Source organism: Pseudomonas serbica (genome assembly GCF_028823535.1).
GTDB classification, from domain to species: Bacteria; Pseudomonadota; Gammaproteobacteria; order Pseudomonadales; family Pseudomonadaceae; genus Aquipseudomonas; species Aquipseudomonas serbica.
On record NZ_JAQIYM010000090.1, the window covers coordinates 526572 to 543623 of the forward strand.

The 17052-nt window shown below is 53.9% G+C and carries 16 protein-coding genes; 7 read left to right on the forward strand and 9 right to left on the reverse strand.

Features of this window, described 5'->3' with window-relative positions; all coding sequences use genetic code 11:
- Window positions 1-100: 100 nt before the first annotated feature.
- On the reverse strand, window positions 101-718 hold the full coding sequence (locus NQL71_RS33100; RefSeq protein WP_274645064.1) for a thermonuclease family protein: 618 nt from the start codon (window positions 716-718) through the stop codon (window positions 101-103).
- A gap of 187 nt (window positions 719-905) precedes the next feature.
- On the opposite strand from NQL71_RS33100, the gene NQL71_RS33105 reads away from it, so the two are divergent.
- Complete coding sequence (locus NQL71_RS33105; protein ID WP_274645065.1) at window positions 906-3152, forward strand: ATP-dependent DNA helicase; 2247 nt, start codon at window positions 906-908, stop codon at window positions 3150-3152.
- Between the two features lie 8 nt (window positions 3153-3160).
- A complete protein-coding gene (locus NQL71_RS33110; protein ID WP_274645066.1) occupies window positions 3161-3643 on the forward strand; it encodes a restriction endonuclease in 483 nt (160 codons plus the stop codon).
- Window positions 3644-3693: 50 nt separating this feature from the next.
- Here NQL71_RS33110 and NQL71_RS33115 read toward each other — a convergent pair whose 3' ends face one another.
- Window positions 3694-5097 carry a coiled-coil domain-containing protein gene (locus tag NQL71_RS33115; protein WP_274643820.1) on the reverse strand — a complete coding sequence of 468 codons (1404 nt, stop codon included), beginning with the start codon at window positions 5095-5097 and terminating at the stop codon, window positions 3694-3696.
- A gap of 79 nt (window positions 5098-5176) precedes the next feature.
- On the opposite strand from NQL71_RS33115, the gene NQL71_RS33120 reads away from it, so the two are divergent.
- Window positions 5177-7285 carry a RecQ family ATP-dependent DNA helicase gene (locus tag NQL71_RS33120; protein ID WP_274643821.1) on the forward strand — a complete coding sequence of 703 codons (2109 nt, stop codon included), beginning with the start codon at window positions 5177-5179 and terminating at the stop codon, window positions 7283-7285.
- Window positions 7286-7334: 49 nt separating this feature from the next.
- On the forward strand, window positions 7335-7973 hold the full coding sequence (locus tag NQL71_RS33125) for a hypothetical protein (RefSeq protein WP_274643822.1): 639 nt from the start codon (window positions 7335-7337) through the stop codon (window positions 7971-7973).
- Here the strand turns inward: NQL71_RS33125 and NQL71_RS33130 are convergent.
- The 4 genes from NQL71_RS33130 to rdgC form a co-directional block, all read right to left on the reverse strand.
- Entirely contained in the window at window positions 7930-8358 is a 429-nt protein-coding gene (locus NQL71_RS33130) for a hypothetical protein (protein WP_274643823.1), read from the reverse strand. The genes NQL71_RS33125 and NQL71_RS33130 overlap by 44 nt on opposite strands.
- Window positions 8355-9080, reverse strand: a complete 726-nt coding sequence (locus NQL71_RS33135; RefSeq protein WP_274643824.1) for a hypothetical protein — start codon at window positions 9078-9080, stop codon at window positions 8355-8357. Before NQL71_RS33135 ends, NQL71_RS33130 begins: the two co-directional genes overlap by 4 nt.
- A 13-nt stretch (window positions 9081-9093) precedes the next feature.
- Window positions 9094-9549, reverse strand: a complete 456-nt coding sequence (locus tag NQL71_RS33140; protein WP_274643825.1) for a hypothetical protein — start codon at window positions 9547-9549, stop codon at window positions 9094-9096.
- A 107-nt stretch (window positions 9550-9656) separates the two neighbouring features.
- Window positions 9657-10556, reverse strand: a complete 900-nt coding sequence (gene rdgC / locus NQL71_RS33145) for a recombination-associated protein RdgC (RefSeq protein WP_274643826.1) — start codon at window positions 10554-10556, stop codon at window positions 9657-9659.
- A 262-nt stretch (window positions 10557-10818) separates the two neighbouring features.
- Between rdgC and NQL71_RS33150 the strand changes: the two genes are divergently transcribed.
- Both NQL71_RS33150 and NQL71_RS33155 read left to right on the forward strand, forming a co-directional pair.
- Window positions 10819-11508: a sigma-70 family RNA polymerase sigma factor gene (locus tag NQL71_RS33150; protein WP_274643827.1), complete on the forward strand. Its 690-nt coding sequence runs from the start codon at window positions 10819-10821 to the stop codon at window positions 11506-11508.
- A 117-nt stretch (window positions 11509-11625) separates the two neighbouring features.
- Complete coding sequence (locus tag NQL71_RS33155) at window positions 11626-12225, forward strand: hypothetical protein (protein WP_274643828.1); 600 nt, start codon at window positions 11626-11628, stop codon at window positions 12223-12225.
- A gap of 55 nt (window positions 12226-12280) precedes the next feature.
- Here NQL71_RS33155 and NQL71_RS33160 read toward each other — a convergent pair whose 3' ends face one another.
- Window positions 12281-13114: a hypothetical protein gene (locus NQL71_RS33160; protein ID WP_274643829.1), complete on the reverse strand. Its 834-nt coding sequence runs from the start codon at window positions 13112-13114 to the stop codon at window positions 12281-12283.
- A complete protein-coding gene (locus NQL71_RS33165) occupies window positions 13114-13833 on the reverse strand; it encodes a hypothetical protein (protein WP_274643830.1) in 720 nt (239 codons plus the stop codon). The genes NQL71_RS33160 and NQL71_RS33165 overlap by 1 nt, the downstream gene beginning before the upstream one ends.
- 109 nt (window positions 13834-13942) lie before the next feature.
- Between NQL71_RS33165 and NQL71_RS33170 the strand changes: the two genes are divergently transcribed.
- Window positions 13943-15901 (forward strand): hypothetical protein, encoded by a 1959-nt coding sequence (locus NQL71_RS33170; RefSeq protein ID WP_274643831.1) that lies wholly within the window; start codon window positions 13943-13945, stop codon window positions 15899-15901.
- Window positions 15902-15925: 24 nt separating this feature from the next.
- On the opposite strand, the gene NQL71_RS33175 is transcribed toward NQL71_RS33170, so the two are convergent.
- Window positions 15926-16852: a hypothetical protein gene (locus tag NQL71_RS33175; RefSeq protein WP_274643832.1), complete on the reverse strand. Its 927-nt coding sequence runs from the start codon at window positions 16850-16852 to the stop codon at window positions 15926-15928.
- Window positions 16853-17052 lie beyond the last annotated feature (200 nt).

Genomic DNA, 17052 nt, shown 5'->3' on the forward strand with positions numbered 1-17052 from the left:
TTTTGCAAATCTTGGCTGGTCACAAGGTGCCGTGACCAAAAAATGTCTGATTGACAATATATCATCATTGTTGGCGTCAAGATCAACTGATCGCTCAATGTTAATTCAGACCCCGGAACATGTTGTGAAACGGTTTCCAGACACCGACTTGTGCTGTTTTGGCCTCCTCCATCGCCGCATCCAGCAGGGCTCGCTCCTCATCAGAGTCTGTGGCCAAGAGCGAATTTGGCGTTGCTACACCCTGCCTAACCAGCGACTCACTTAGGGAAATCCCATCGCGGTCATACGCATTGCAGGCCAGCACCACATGGCTACTGAAATAACCAGTGCATTTGAGAAGCACCCGCTTACCCACAACCGTCGACTTAATAGCCTGATCGACTTCACCCTGAAAGTCATCATGCGAGAGGTCGGTACCCTCCATCGCCGCGCTTTCAATGCCGGCGAAGCGAAACTGGAAAGCGAACGGGTCGACCATGGCATTGCTGGTGCCTATTTTGGCCAAATACTCTCTGGCCTGGGCCTGTCCCGCAGTATCATTCTCGAGGGGTATCGCCCAATACACCAGGTTAAGCTGGGCTTTTTGTATCACCGTGACAGCTACATCCATGGGTTTATCAAACGGAACGACTGACCCCAAGATCGATATATCTCGAGGGGATGCCAGCACGCTGGTACACACCCACAAAAAAACGACGGGAAATAGCTTCTTCAGCATGACCGCTCCACTTCTTTGTATGTATAGTTTAAGAATAAGCGAATTATATCGGAGATAATCTGTGCGTAATAGCCATGGCAAAGGAGGGGTGTCATTTATTGAATGTAGCGCACTACCACTTTGTGCGAACATGGACTATGAACACTCTTTCAGGTATATCCAAAGAGTAAGTCCTGAGGAAGTCCTCATGGAATCTTTGGCCCCGGTTGTCGCCACCGAGTTGGCTGGTTTTTCTTGGTACAGCCCCGGTGCGTCCAGGCAGTTGGTTTCCGTCAAAACTTCCAGCGACATTGAGCTCGAAACTGGTGCATCCTATTTATGCGTATTTGAAGATTCCCCTTCGAATACGGGCAGTCATGCCATAAAGTTGAAATCAGTCCTTCCCCACGCTGAATGGGGTAAACAACGAATCGTAGAAGAGGCCTTCAAATCTTGGCGCCTGCGGTTTGTCGGCGATTACAACTTACGCCGTTGGTACAAAGCCCATGGTGAGCAGGCCTTCATGATGCTCGCACATCATCCAGACACGGTCGCTCAGCTTCTAAAACTCAATGACCACAGCATGCTGCGGCTGAAGAATGAAGTGGCCACGCTCCGAGGGCACTGGAACGAACTCAAGTTCTTGCTCAGGCACGAAATGCCGATGGATGAAGCGGAGCGCGCCTTGGACGTGTTCAATGCTCAGATTGAGCCCTCTGCGTGCCTCGATCCATTTCTGCTGCTCACGGTGCAGAAAAACCTGTCAAAAATGGCCCAACATCGCTATTTCGAGGCGATGGGAGTGTATGAGCGCTGCAAGACTGATCTCCCCTCGATGATTGCCGGGTATCTGGACACCCAGATGCAAAAAACTGGTGAAAGCGCGATGTTGCTCGACAAGGCCATCAATGCGGCAAGTGAAGCTCTTCGAGTGACCAAGGCGAATATCGAATACGCCATTGAAGGCATGGTCAAAAGCGGCGCGGCGCAGGTTCGTCTATTGCGTGGCGTACAGACAGTGTCCATGGGGCGCATGCTCGCCAACGACATCGCCTTGGCCGAAGGATTGGCCCAGCGCAACGAGAACAAAGACACCTCTATCTGGATCAAGGAATTCCAGCCTGAAGCATTGCCCGATGGGCGTACAATCAACCTGACCACTGAGCAGAGGGTCGGCATCCAAACGGTTTTCAGCGCCAATACTTCCGTACTGACAGGTGGGCCAGGTACCGGCAAGTCAACGGTCACAAAGTCCCTGATACGGGAAGTTCGTCGCCTCAATCCAAATGGGCGTATCTTTTTGGCCGCGCCCACTGGCAAGGCTGCACGACGAATGTCCGAAGTCACCGGGGAGGAGGCATACACCTTGCACCGGTTAATGGGCATGACACCAGGCAGCAGCCCTATGTTGGCCGGCTTTAATGAATATGACACGCTGATTCTCGATGAAGCCTCGCTGATGGACGTGTTTCTCCTCGCCTCTGCCCTCAAGCAGACAGGAAAGCGCGGGCGAGTAATCTTTGGCGGCGATAGAGACCAATTGGGATCGGTTGATACCGGCGCCGTGCTCAATGACATTATCGAGTCTCGGTACGTCGCCACGGCTGAACTGACTGAGCCGCACCGTGCGGCGCTCAAGAGCGATATCGTCAAGGGCTCGTACGCCATCAAAGATGGGAAAATGCCCCATTTCGCCGGGGTTGAAGGAGACTTGCACTTTATCTCTGCGGAGACCCCGGAGGAGATCAACCAGAAGATTATGCGGCTCGTCCGAGAGGTGATGCCCAGCACCTACGGTATCCAACTGGATGACATCCAGGTTCTGGCGGCGATGTTCAAAGGTGAAGCGGGTGTCAACCGGCTGAACGAAACCCTGAAACCATTGCTCAATCCTGCCTCGCAGGATGTAAACACGCCTTGCCGAAACCTCGGAAACCAAACCTACCATGTGGGTGACCGGGTCATGCAGCTGCGCAATCGTTACGATCTGGACATCCAGAACGGCGAGGTCGGGAAGATTATGGCTTTCGATGAAGTGAAAAAAGCGGTGCACCTAGAGATCGAAGGTCGGGTCATTGCCCTACCCTTTGATAATCACCCCTACCTTACCCACGCAGGGGCGATGTCGGTGCACAAAAGCCAGGGCTCGGAATACCAGTGCGTGTTGATCAGCGTGCCCGATGAACACGAGTTCAGATTGGATCGCCAATCCATCTTCACTGCCATCACACGTGGAAAGACCCAGGTCTGCGTGATCGGGAAAAAGGACACCCTCCAGCGGATCATTGAGAAACGCCAGGTACGTCTCACGCACCTGCCCTTCCTCATCGCGGAGCAGATTTGCGCAGTCTCCGACTACGAAGACTTTCAAAAGCTGGCCGAACAGGGTAAAACACCGAAGATTCCAAAGCCGAAACATCGGGTACGGGCTGAGGATATTGAAATTACGTTTTAGAGCCTGTGATGACTTACGATTATGATGTGACAACAGTAGCTCTTTGCGTATTCCCCGCATTGCTAGTACTGGATTTATCGATTGGCGGGTTTCTCAAACGAAGACGAAGAATTGCCTTCGAAAAAATCAGAAAGCGCGGCATCAGCTTCCTCAAGACCATGAGTTGGCAGGACTTTGAGCGGTTTTGCGCCCTGCACTTCAAGGCTTTGGGCTACGAGGTCGAGATGTGCGGCCTGGGTGGCGCCGATGGCGGCATGGATCTTCTGCTGCGCAAGCGCAGAAAAACCACCCTGGTGCAGTGCAAACACTGGAAAGCCAAGGTAGGCGTGACCACCGTTCGAGAGATGTATGGGGTGATGCACGCGCACAAGTTCGACGACGTGATCATTGTCGCCCTGTCCGGGTTTAGCCGGGAGGCTTCGCAGTGGATTGGCAATAAACCAATAATGTTGATGAGTGGGGAGGATCTCCTTACCCCACCCCAACTTTGAGGCCATAAAAAACCGCACATTTCTGTGCGGTTTTTTTGTTGAGCTGATCATCAGGCCGGCATCATGAACCATAGAGTGGCGATCAGGACAGCCGTCAGTGCACCCAAGACACTCATCGCAATCTTGAAGTGGCCGTTCTCGGCTTTGAGCCCGGCGAACTGGGCAGCGTACTGCGCAGTCAGCGTGACGTTACGCTGTTTCAACGTCTTGATGATGCCGTTGCCCTGGGCACGAAGTTGCAGGAAGCGATCTTTCCAAACAGCTACAGCGCCTTCAGCTTTTTTACGCGCCTTCAGCTCTTTCTCAAGCTCAGTCTTCAGCTTGACGATTTCTTGCATGCGCATGTCGAGTCGCTCATGCAGCACAGCGAACTCGGTTGAGCCTGAGCGCGCTTCGACCAGTTCACGCATGCTGATTTCCAGCTGGCTGATCTGCTCGTTTAGCCCGTCAATTTTACTCTGGAGTAAGGTGTTTTCATCACCCATCAGCTCCAGGCGCTTGTGCGTTTGGGTCAGCTCGTCGCTCAGTTCCATGAACTTTCCGCGTACTGCCGATTCCGCCGACACCGCCTCTTCCAGCTTGCCGTTCAGGGCTTCAAGAACCGAGGCTTCAACCAGGTCGCCGGAGCTCACACGATTTTTGTATTCGTTGACAGCTTGCTGGGCAGACTCACGCTCTGCAACGGCGGCAGCGACCAGGCCTTCGAACTTTAGCTTCTCAGCAGCAATCTTCTGTTCGCATTCTTGCTCAATCACCAGGCACGCATCTTTCACGCGCTGACTGTGATCCTTTTCAAGCTGCTCGGCCTGTTTAGCCATGTCGCGAGTGATTTGCTGAATACGCGCCGCGCTGTCTTGCTTGAGTGATTGCGTCGAGGCTTCGAGGCTGATGACTTGAGCCTTTACTTTATCCAGGCTTCGAGTCATTTCATGCTGACGATCACGAGCGTCCGTCATTTTGGTTTCGTGATCACGACGCATCTCGATGATGTTGTCGTTCAGTGCCTTTTCTTTGGCGCTGTGAAATTCTGCGGCGTCACCCGGCGCACGCTGAAGAATCTTGGTGGTGTCTTCGACCTGGTCGATGATTTCCAGGTAGTCGGCGCTTGAGCTGAGTGCGTATTTACCACGGTAGACCAATGCAATGGCCTTCTGCTTGAATTCTGCCCAGTCCTGGCCAAGACCGTATTCAGATTCAGGCTTGCTGACCAGGGATTCCATGGTCAGGTGCCCCAGCTGACCCGCGACGCTGGTTGGCGAGGGCGTAACCACGTAATTGACCAGGAAGCCTTCTGAAACTGCGATTCCACAGTAATTGAAAACCTTGGAAACCAGCATATCCCAGCTGAAAAACTGCATGCTGCGGTGCATGCCAAGCAATTCAGCCTTGGCCGCCGAGTTATTTCGGGCCGAGTCGAGAGAAAGGACTGTAGATTTAACTGCAGAATCGTCCATTAAAGGGTGCTCCGGGAGATGACTTAGCGCTTTGGAATTTATATAATGAATTGCCAATTCGGTCAACATGGAAATAAAAATGGATTTCGACATCAGCCTCATGCGTGACGTTCTAAAGTCGACATTTGGCTTTGATGACTTCCGGGATTTGCAAAAGCCCATCGTTCAGTCAGTCATGAATAAACATGACACTTTGGCCATCTTAAAAACTTCCGGTGGCAAAAGTCTCACTTACCAAGCGCCTGCTATTTATCGCGGCGGAACGACATTGGTCATCAGCCCGCTCATCTCTCTGATGAAAGATCAGGTCGATGCGCTGGTTGGCAAGGGTGTGGCAGCCGCCTACGTGAACTCGGGTCTCGCCCTCGATGAAGTGCAACAGCGCTACGCGACCTTGGCCCGAGGCGGTTACGCCCTGTTCTACGTATCCCCAGAGCGCTTCCAGGATCAGGCCTTCCTGCAAGCCCTGGTGCGGTCACCATTGAACATGATTGCCATCGACGAAGCCCACTGCGCCTCCCAATGGGGCCATAACTTCAGGCCGTCATATGCTCGAATCGGCGAATACCTTGACACCCTCGAAGTGCATCTTCGTCGGAGAGTCCAACGGATCGCCCTAACCGCTACAGCCAACTCCCGTGCGCAACAAGACATCGTCACGATGTTGAAGTTACGAGCACCGGAAGTGCATGTTCAGGATTTTGACCGCGAGAACCTAAGTTACGCGGTGATCATGGCCAAAAAGTCTGATCGAACTGTCGAGATTCTTCAGACGCTGGAAGAGCATAAAGGTGATTGCTGCATTATCTACTGCGTCACCGTCAAAGAGGTCGAGCGCTTGTATGAGCGCCTAAAAGGCGCCGGGGTTGATGTCAACCGCTACCACGGGCGACTGGAAACCGAAGAAAAGAACGAGATCCAGGAGCAGTTTATCAAGGGCAACATCCAGTGCCTGATCGCCACGAGCGCTTTTGGTATGGGTGTGGACAAGGCCGATGTACGCCTGGTCATTCATGCTCAGATGCCTGGGTCGCTGGAAGCCTGGTATCAGGAAGCAGGCCGGGCCGGGCGCGATGGTCTCCCTGCCAAGGCTATTCTCTTCTACCACGATGCCGATAAGAATATTCACCGTTTCTTCATTGGCCAGGCCAGCCCTGAGAGTTACAGGGTTGAGCCGGTCAAGGAAATGATCGGGCGCCTGCTTAAAAACGGGCCATGCCACCTCGACTCCCGACAAATCGCCATGAACTGCACCCAGCAGCTCGCGGTGTTGAACGCCGCCCTGCCAGAGATGGGCGTGCGTGTGATGGAAATTACCCGCAACGATGTTCTGGCCACCATCACCCTGCTGACCAATCAGGGTGAGATCGAAGAGCGTGACGGTTTGTATGCCCTCGACAATTGGCAGGAAGATGCAGAATACATCTGGGTAGACGATGTAAAGCGCCACAACTGGCTCAAGTACAACGCAATGTGCAGCTGGTGCGAGACCAACCTGTGCCGGCGCTGGCAGATCATGCGCTATTTCGATGAGCGCAAGCCTCATTACCATTGCGGCAACTGCGATAACTGCGAGCGTGAAGCGCTCTCGATCATCCAAGTGAATGCCGTGGAAAAGGCCGTACGGCCTACCACCCTCATCGCCTTGGCCAATGCCCTGAACGTCGTGTCAGACAAGCACCACAAGCAGTGGGAGCATATCCTGCTTGGTACCTTGCCGGTCAGTGAATTGACTGACGAGGAAACCCAGGTGTCTGGTCGGTTCGCATGGCACGCGGTGGGCGACCTGCGCCGCTGGGTGAAAAACCTGACCGACAACGAAATTATAGACGATCAGCGTAAATTGACAGCCAAAGGCATTGAGTGGGTCGAGGGTCGACTGGAGATTCCGATTGGTCAAAAACCAGATCGAGAAGAGGCGCCAGCCTCCCCGGTGTTGCCGATGCAGGTCATTGATAACCGCGTGAAGATGATCAGACGCTGGCGCAAATCTGTGGCGTACCAGGAGGATATCAATGAGATCACCCTCTTGAGTGAGGCTCAGATCCAGAAGATCGCCAAACTGGAGCCGTTAACGTTCGATGCGCTCGCCGGTGCTGGATTCTCGCAAGACTGGGTCACTCAGCACGCCAAGACCATCCTCACGACCATTGAAAAACACGAAAGGCAGTCCGAATATGAGCTCTAGAAGCACGTTCGCCGGGGTCGGCTCGCAAAAAACACCCAACACTCCTCAAATGCCCATCGGCGACATCATGGGCAAATTTGCCCGCGTGATGGTCATGGAGCGCGGCTGGGGCATGAACAGTGGTCGGGCCAAAGGGGCTGATACCTATTTTGAGCAGGGCCTGATCATGCCCGGTCGTGACGCCATGCAGGAGGGATTGTTCAAGGGGTTCTTGCCCAAGCGTCCGTTTAACGGTCACACCGACGGCATTTACATCCAGAATGAGGACACCCTAGCCAGGGCGAGGCAGATCCTCATCGACAACAAGGTCTACGACTTCAAGCCCAACAGCAAAATCCCTCGCTTCATCACGCTAGAGGGCAAAGCGAGGCAAAAGCTCAGCCAACAGGAAATCGATCTGGCCGACTTTCATACTCGAAACGTTTTCCAGATCCTGGAAGAGACCCTCGATAAACCGGTCAAGATGGTCGTGTGCTGGACGCCGGATGGGGCCACCACGATTGATGAGTACCAGATGGGGGTTACCGGGGGCACTGGTATTGCCATTGCGCTCGCCAGCGCTCTAAAGATCCCGGTCTTTAACCTCAACCGCCAGGATCACCTCGACCGCATCTGCGGCTTCATTGGTATGGAGCCGCCAAAGCTCATCCTTCCTGAGGTAGATCTGCTTCAACCACAGCTTTTTTGATCAGCTGAAACAGTTGCGCTGACTCGATAGACGCCATGTGCTGCACGCCATCGGCGTCCTCCAGGCGCACCGGGTAGGCCGGCGAGGTCGGGTCTAAGCCCAACAACGTCCAAATCCGACCCTCCTGGTCAATGATCATGTCGTTGGGCTCAATAATGATGCCTAGCCCCAGTCGCGTGGCTTGAGCAAACCACAGTTCTGCCCAATAAAGATGCGCAGGGGTCGCGTGCACTGTCAGACGCCAATGCAAAACCGTGGGCTCAAGAGCTGCATGCCCATCTGGGAGGTGCACACCGTGACGGGTCGCCAATGCCGCCAAGGCGGCCTGAGCTTCTTCGTAGAAGGCGCTGAGGGCTTGAGCAGCGCTACCCTTGCCCGAACTCACCACGAGCTACCTGGTGCATTATTTGGGGTTCTGTCGTGGTAGGCGTCGATGAAGTCCTTATAGCGCGCTTTCCAGTAGGACGACAACTCCAGTCCAACGAGGCAACTATCCAGGTTCAGGCCGGTTACCTTAGTGAATCGCTGACGTTGGGTTTCGCTCAGTTCCAGGTAAGGCGCAGCACTGGAGCGCCCCAGCTTGCACACCTTCACGGGCTGGTTATCCGGGCCGATGGGGGCCTGGCCACTGCGCAGCAACTGATCCGACGTCATCGGGCGACCGCCCTTGAAGGAACTGGTATCCACTACCGCATAGCCACCCGTGTTGACCGTTGGGAAACTGATGGTCTTGGCTTGCACTCGCTCAAGGTCAACCAGTGAGTCTTGCTGGTAGATCAGCGTTGATTTGGACGAGATCTGGGTGGCGCTTTTCCAGTCATACTTGCGACCCATTTCTGTCCAACGTAGCAAGTTAAGCCCAACCTCTCCCCAGCGTTGTCCGTATTCAGCCTGCCTGGTGTAAGTCGACCAGACCCCAAAAATCTCTTTTGGCGCCTCAGTCGAATACAGCATCCGCGCCGATAGACGCTCGCCGGCTTTAGCGTCAGCCGGGTTCACCGCCAGGTCGACCAAATCTCCCTTGATCGTGTTATGGGAGAGAATGCCGGCCTGCGCCGTCACACTTAAAACGCCAAGCAAAGAAAGTAATGCGATCCGCTTGATCATGGGGGTTCCCGTCTTATTTTTGTTGTTCTAGCAGCTTGGTGATGCTGATCATTTTTGTGATCACGCGCTTCGCCAAGCCGACGAGAGAAGGATCTTTACGCTGAATCTCAATGCGCCCTGCAATATCCCAAACGGACAGATCCTTGCCAATCAGCAGGATCTCCTGACATTCACGGGCCTGGAGCGTGTCATTCAAGCGATACAGCGTGCTGCGCTTATGCCCTTTGAAGGCGTTAAGCATGGGGTGTTCTTTGGTCACAATCGAAAAGACACCATCGTGCCCTTTCGGCGTGACCGAGAGCCATTTGCTCAAGGCTTGTGAAATCGGGCCAGGCTTATCATGCAGACCATGAAGGCTGAAGAAATGAATGTCAGCTTTATTCATCTCTGCTTCGGCAAGCGCCATACTGATCTTGGCTTCTTCAACAACGGGGAAATCAAGTTCCTCATTGTTCTTCGAGCTACCCATACACATACCTCCGGTTATTTTGGCAATATAAACGGGTTCACCCTTTAAATCAAAAAAAATGCCAGACACTCGGTGTAAGGCTGGCTATTTAAGATTAACCGTTTAATTTAAACTTCAGTCACTGCAGACTCGCCGCCCAAAGCCGCCAATAATTCCTTCAACAATTCACGCACTTCCGTACCCATAAATACCAAGTCGCCGGCAAGCTCTTCCAGCGGCTCACCCGCCCCGTGATCAACATCTACCAGTGCCGTAGGGGATAACACCCAGCTCTTGAGGGTAAAATCCTCTGACAGGGTGAACGTAGAGCGGTCGCCCATGGCCAGGGCCAAACAGGTCACACGCATGCCCTCTGCCAGGTAATTGACCAGGCGGGGATCATCAAGATTCAACTTGTTGTACTTCAGCGTGCCGGTGTCATCGGTCAAATCACACTTTACACCGGCGCTGAATGGCTCAGGCGTTTGCTTATCCTTCAACCATGTTGTCATCTGAGCGCAAACATCGTGGCTTGGATTCAAGGGGAATAAGAGTTTGTCGCTGATTCCACCCTTCACCAATTCAGCCAGACTGCTGGCTGTCTTGGCCGAGGTGGTATTGATGACCAGCAGATGTTCATCTGGATCTAGATAAGCCCAAGTGTCATGACCTTGGATGAAGTCCTCTGCCGAACGCATGAGATCCGCACGTACCTGCGTATCTAGATCCCGCCGCTCATCACGATTGACTCGACGGCCAAGAACCCTCTCCTCCGCCTCGATCACCTTCTTCAGTTTGGTTTTAATCACAGCAGGCGGCACTTTGCGCTCTTCACTTTTGAGGCAGACCAAATGGAAGCCCCCGCACGAGAACAGCCGGCTGTTGGTACCAAAAATTCGGGCAAACCCCATCGATGATTCCTGACCGGGTTGGCAGGCCTTGAAAGGTCGTTTGTCCAGATGCGTTTCCAAAGCGACCGCGTCTATTGTCGCCGGCACGCGGTAAACGCTGAGGTTCTTGAAAATCATGCTGCACTCCATGGCGCGAACCCGCTCGGGCTATCCCAAGATGCATCTGCCGTAACAAATGCGCCTGGAAACTTCGTTTCCGCGCCAAACCGTCAATTTATTATTATTGTTTTGTCGGGTTGTTTGACTGATGGGCATCAATCGTCTACCGCATCCCTTGCCATCATCCCCCAGCTGCACTACATTTGTCATCAATTGACGAAAGCCTCCACCATTGAGGCCGACGATTCCATTACCCGCCGCACAAGAGTCAACGGTTTCTGTGAACAACCCCACCACGTCACAACATCCCATGTCTCTCTGGAAAGGCCATCTTGCGCTTGCCACTGACGTGGTCAAAGCCTACTGCTTTCGCCAGGAGCTGCGCGAAGACGCCATCCAGGAGGTACTGCTTGCCTTATGGGAAGCCGTGCAGGACTGGGATGCTGGCATGCAGGAGACATTTACCCACTACGCATGGTTGTTCATGCGGCGAAAGCTTCTGGTGTACCTGACTCAGAAAGCAACGGACTGTCCTCGCCTCTCTCGGCGCGAGTTGTCGGTAATGAAGCAGATCCGCGTTTACCTGGCGGCAGGACACATGATCACCTGCCAGGCCATGGAGGAGCTCAGCCAGCAGTCGGGCATTACCCTCTACCGTCTGCACCAGCTCGTGGGCTTTTGGTACACATCCTGCGTGAGCCTGAGTGCTGCCAGCTTTGCTCAGATCGCCGATGGGTATGAGGACGACATCGATGTTGACGAGGAGCGTCGCCTGGAGGCCCTTGATAAGGCCCTGGCCAGTCTTCCAGAGCGAGAAATGGGGGTGATCCGGGAGCGACACCTGACTGACCCTCACAAAACGCTGGCAGAGCTCTCCGTGCTGATGGGGATCTCCATAGAGCGGGTTCGCCAGATTGAAGCCAACGGCATCAAAAAATTGAAACGCGCCCTGATGGAAGCTACCGCGTAAGTCGACACCTAAATAACCAGTAAGAGCGGGTCGCGAAAGACCCCACATCACCGGGCAGGCGCTTAAGCAAAGCGCCCGGTGTTGTTTTAACCTAAAAACTCATGATGAGGTTCACCCGTGTCCCAGGATTCTGCAGCCCTTAATGCCTCGATAGCTTCCAACCATTTTATCCAGTATGCTGACCTCTCCCGCTGTTTCTTCATTACGCCTGCGCAAGTGGGTAATGCCTCAATCGGCAGTAAGTCGAAAAAGCACTGCCGGGACGATTTCAAAGTTACTTTTTCCCCGCGCCCTTCAGGTAATGGCGGGCCGCAATGTACCTTCAATCTGGAATTACCACATCGCGATGACGTGCTCGCCATGCATACGATGTTCTCTAGTTTGATGCAGTATTACGAGTCTGTCGTGACTGGCGGTGCTTTTGACCCGCAACTGCATCCTGTGGCCAAGGGTAAGCACTATCAGTTCAGTACCACGGCATACGCCAGGCCGGGTAACCCCACCGAGGGGTCACTGCCTACTGTCCTGGTCTACCACTTCAACATCGCCCTGCTGATCAATGGCCGTCCTCATCACGTGGGTACAGTTACCCTGAACGGTGCCATCAATACGGTTTATAACCTACGCGATGATCTTGATGTCCTGAAGGCACTGTTTCAGCGAGAGCCGATTGAGGCTATCCGAAAGATTGCCCGTCCATCGGCTATTTGGATCTGAAAGCCAGGCAAACAAAAAGGCGGTCTGTCTCCAGGCCGCCCTCTTCTGCATCCCCTTAATCGCTCCTATTGATGAGCGACGCCAGTATTTCCTCGCTGCTCAGGTACTGAGCCACCGGCTTTTCCACGTCAGGCTCATACTCTTTGACCAGTTCGGGGTGAAGCAGCAGCTGCCGGTAATAGCTCTTGAACCGCTGCTCGATGTCACGATCACTGCCTCTGATTCGCAGTTCATGACCACCCACGTGCCCACGAGCCCGCCTCACGGCGGCATGAGCGACCTCCGGGCTCTGACAGGTCGCCAGGCCCCACGCTTCTTCCACCAACGGCGCATCGGGAAAGCGAACGGCGTACACAGCATCCAGAAACTCGTCAAACTTCGGCATGAAGGTACGGAAGTATCCGCAGTTGTTCAGCCTGGCCATGGCCTCCAGAATCTCCGCCGCCGAGACCTTATGTTCGGCAAACTTATGTAGCCAGACCCTTTCCTTGGTCAGGGAATCAATACGCGCATCGCTTTTCCACTGCCGGCCATAGCACTGGCCAAATTCAGCATCCAGGGAACGCCAGGCGTCAACCAACTGGTTGGTGTATTCGGTGATCGGGTACTGACGAATCAAGGCACAGAGCTGCACCACGGACTCAGGCCCTGGCGGGTACTCCTCAAAGCACTGAATTCCACGCATTAACCACTCGCGCAAGGCTTTCAGCTCAAGAGCTTTTCCCCCGACATTTTTCAGGGTGTTGAGCAACATTGGCGCTCGGAAATCGACCCTTTCACCATAGGTCAGGTTCAGGAGATTTTGGCTGTAGCGTTTCTCCAAGTGCTTGAAAAAGTTTGTGATCTCGGCACTGAGCTCAAGAAAATCCGGGGGCGTCTCAGGGGGCATTAGTCTTCATCCTCGAGCATGGCGGCTAGACGCGCTACATCTTCAGCAGTTTGTTCAACCACAGCACGGGTTGGATTTTCTTGGATCCAGCGCGTGATGGCATAAGGCATCGTCTTCAGCGTGGGTTTTTGTTTGGACTCGCGCAAGTCATCAAACATCCCCGCCAGGCAGGAGTCTATGCACAAATCGGGAAATTCAGAGCGTAGCTTTGCGAGCAAACCTTCGTCAGGCTTGAATACCAAGCCTTCATACCAGTAAAGGTTGGTCGGTAACCAGCCGGGGTAACCATGACTCAGGGCGTCTTTGCGGTTGTCCAGCGAAATCACCTCAGTGATTTGCGACATCGAGGACGGGCCAAGATCGCTAAGCTTGAGCGCATTGGCGCGGTCAGCCGCTGACAGATCCTTGATTTGGCGCAGGGCAACGTTTTTTTTGCGCTTGCCGATGGCACTGGCGGAACCGACCATGCCGGCACTCACCAAATGACCGCCTACCGCACCCTGTTCGACGTGCCAGAATTTGAAGGCTTGAAAGCGATCAATCACCGCCCAGATCAAGGATTCAGGAATGTCCCACTCCTGGGCCCAGCGCTTGGCTTCCAGAGCGATTTTGCCCACCGGCGAGGCGGTAAACAGGCGCTCGGACAGCTCCCTGACAACCGCCTTCTCCAAAAATGTGCAAACGTTGGCTTTCAATAATTTGCGAAGGTCTTCCGTCATTGGAATGTGCCGTCAATTTTTAGCGATTAATTATGCAAGTGGCTTCCGGGTCAATCATTAACATACAATTGACAGATGCCACAAACGGGCCGAGAGCATAAAGTTTTCTATGGAAATTAACAAGTCGACTGCCAGCGCGGACGAAACCATCGTCCTCTACCCTCGCAGCTACAACAAGCGCGGTGAGGAGCGTCTTCACTCTGTACAGGGGGTTACCCTCGATGGCCGCGAGGTCAACGTCAAACTTCGCGTCGACGAAACCATGCTGGGCAAGGAAACCACCCCCAGCATTGCGGAGTTTTCGCGTGAGGACGTAAAAGCCAAAACACCCTGCTTGGCCACCCCTAACAATGGCCCGGACAGCCGCGAAGGCATGCTGCTGTTCACCGGCTGTGAAGTGGAAGGCGAAAACCGAAAAGGGATTCCGACGTTCATTGCCCGTTGGGCCTACGTGCTGGCCTCTCACTCCGAAGCGCAAACACCGGTGTACGGGCTCGGTCGGGTGGTCATGCTTGCCGACAGCCAGGCCACAAAGTCGATTCAACAGGAACTGGCTGACCTGGAAAAGCTAAAGCCAGAAGGCTGGGAAGCGATTGCAGAACGCAAGCGCCTGACCCTGGGCGATGCCATGCAATTTTCTTACTTCGGTCAACTCTACCAGGACAAGGAAGAAGAGGCCTTCGCCATCAATAATCGCCAACCCCTGGTAGCGTTCGCTGACCGAGTTTTCACGGGCTACACCCGTGGTGGGGTCGTCGGTGGGTTGTTGATCCGCCTGCAGGATGAAAGCGGTGCGTTCATTCCTGGGTTCAGTGTCGAGGTATTTCCCCGCTGGATTCGGCAAAACACGTATCAAGCCGCCACTGATGTCATGAAGTTTTTCTTTCGCTCATTTGACCAGCGCTCGCCGGGCGATCTGGCCCACACGATCACAGCCATGCCTATCATGCGTTATTCGTGCGGGCCTTCGTTCAAAAACTACTATTTCCAGAAAGACCCTGAAGCTTCACTGCTCAAGATCAAGAAACGTTACCTGATCAACAATGAGCCAACGGTGTCGATGATCGCGTTTACCCTCAGCAAGCGCGAGGAAAGCGGTGATCGCTTCATGCTCAAATACTTCCCGTTGAGTAACCCACTGTGCTCCGTCGCCACCATCGGTGAAAAAGCCCAGGCGACTCAACCTACCAATGAAGTCGTGCATCAGCACCAAGAGTCTGTCGATCATAGCCTCCGCCCAATAGTCGGCTTGTCCTCCTGCCCTGCCCTCGCGTTTGCGGCCTGGTACCAACCAGCTTTCATTGAACCTCAGTTCAGTGGCCTGGTGCCTGAGCAAAACGATGTCGATATTCCTACTGAGGCTCCGGAATCAACCCCTGAGCCTCTTGTAAGTGCAGCTGAGAGCAACACGGTTAGCGAAGAGACGGCCTCTCACACGGTGGAGGTCGTCGCAGAACCGCCGCAAGAGCCCGTGAGCGACGAACAGAGTGCTGAGACCCATCTAGCCATGGATAATGCGCCGACACCCCCTGAGCAGGCCACAGAATCGGTTGTGTCGGTTGATGCATCAGACGAAGCGGACTTGTCGGACATGTTTGCTGATGTCCCCGAGGACGAACTGAGAAAGGCCGAGGAAGCAACAGCGCAGATCCTCGCCGAGGTGGCAGCAGAACCTGTTGTCGTAGAGGATGCGGATGAAGACGTTGATCAGGATACTGATCTTAGAGCCGAACCAATCTCCGACGAATCAGCTACACCCGAAACATCAAGTGAGGACACGGCCACGCCTGTCAGGGTCGAGGGGGACGAACAGAGCACCCCGGTTACCGTCCCAACAGCGCCGATTGATGAGCTGAGGTTCATTGACGTGTCGACCGATGGCGAGCACGCGCCGCTGCCGGAAGTCCCTGAGCCTGCAACGGAAACGACTGACCAGATTCAACCCCCGGAGCCGTCTTCTCCAGTTAGCAACCTCGTCGAAGTGCCGCCAATCACGCCCAGAGTTAGCGAACCAGAGAAAAAGAAAAAGGGCTTGGCCCGGTTCTTCAATGAAAATGGCCTCCTTTGAGGGAGGCCATTCGGTCAATCAGGCTTACGGTTGAGGGCCGTCGCTCTCACGCTTGATTTCGGGGGTTGCAGGTTTAAACCATTCAACCCCGTTATCGATAGCCATGCTGCCTGTGATCCATTTGCTGTGGTTTTCAATCAGCTTTTGATTGATTTCCATGTAGACGTGGTATTCCTCAGGCTCAATCGCCGCGTTCCTGGCAACTTCCCTTGCTTTGTTCAGCTCATGAGTCAACTGCAGGTCAATCAAGGCAGTCTCACCGGTACGGAAGCTGTATTTGACCGACTTCCCGGTTGAGGCCAATTGAAACAACGCCGTCGTCACCAATTTACCAGCCACGACTTCCTTGACTTGAGCCGGCTCGCCGGCACGACTTGGGCGGAAAAACGCAGTGGGCGGAGCGTTCCTGCGAGTGTCGGCCATACCTGGAATGTGCAGATTGATGTACGCCAGCTTGCCGCCGTTGAATTCTTTGTCCATCACCTTCAAGGTAACATCGCGCTTTTTTGGCATAACAGGGTAGATATCTTCCCCAACCTTCAGCAGGTGACTATCGAGAAGCGATACCGACTGACCTTCGTGGTCTGTTCCCAGCTTCACCTCAGCGAATGAACGACCATCCGGGCCGATCAACAAATAGGCCTTCATGGTCGACGCACCCTTCTTGCGGGCAGACATATCATGCTTGATGCCTTTGCCAAGCAATACGCTCCATTCCCCCATCATGAGCACACCGGTCTCATCGATCTTGGGGATCACCACGCTTTTGTCGTGGAGGGTGACATGCTGATCGAGTTGGAAGTCGCGGAACGTGCCGTTTGAACGTTTCACACGAACCGTATCTCCGTCCGCCAGGCGCTCGGCTTCCCAGCCCCGCATGAGCTTGCCAGGAAAACCGTAGTCCATCTCAATAATCTTGGTCAGGAGCTTTATTGTTGATTTTGGGTTCATCTTGAAACCACTCGATTTCGTCTCATACCAGTACTATGAAGTGTGATACAGCGTGGAATCAAGAATTTATGGCTCAATAATCACCATAAATTGACATTGGGTGTTGACACCCTTTTGCTCCAACCTATAATCCGCTGAAACAGGGCTTTTTTTGTAAAAAACCCACGTTTTTCTTAGTGTAACACCACCTCCCTGGAGTT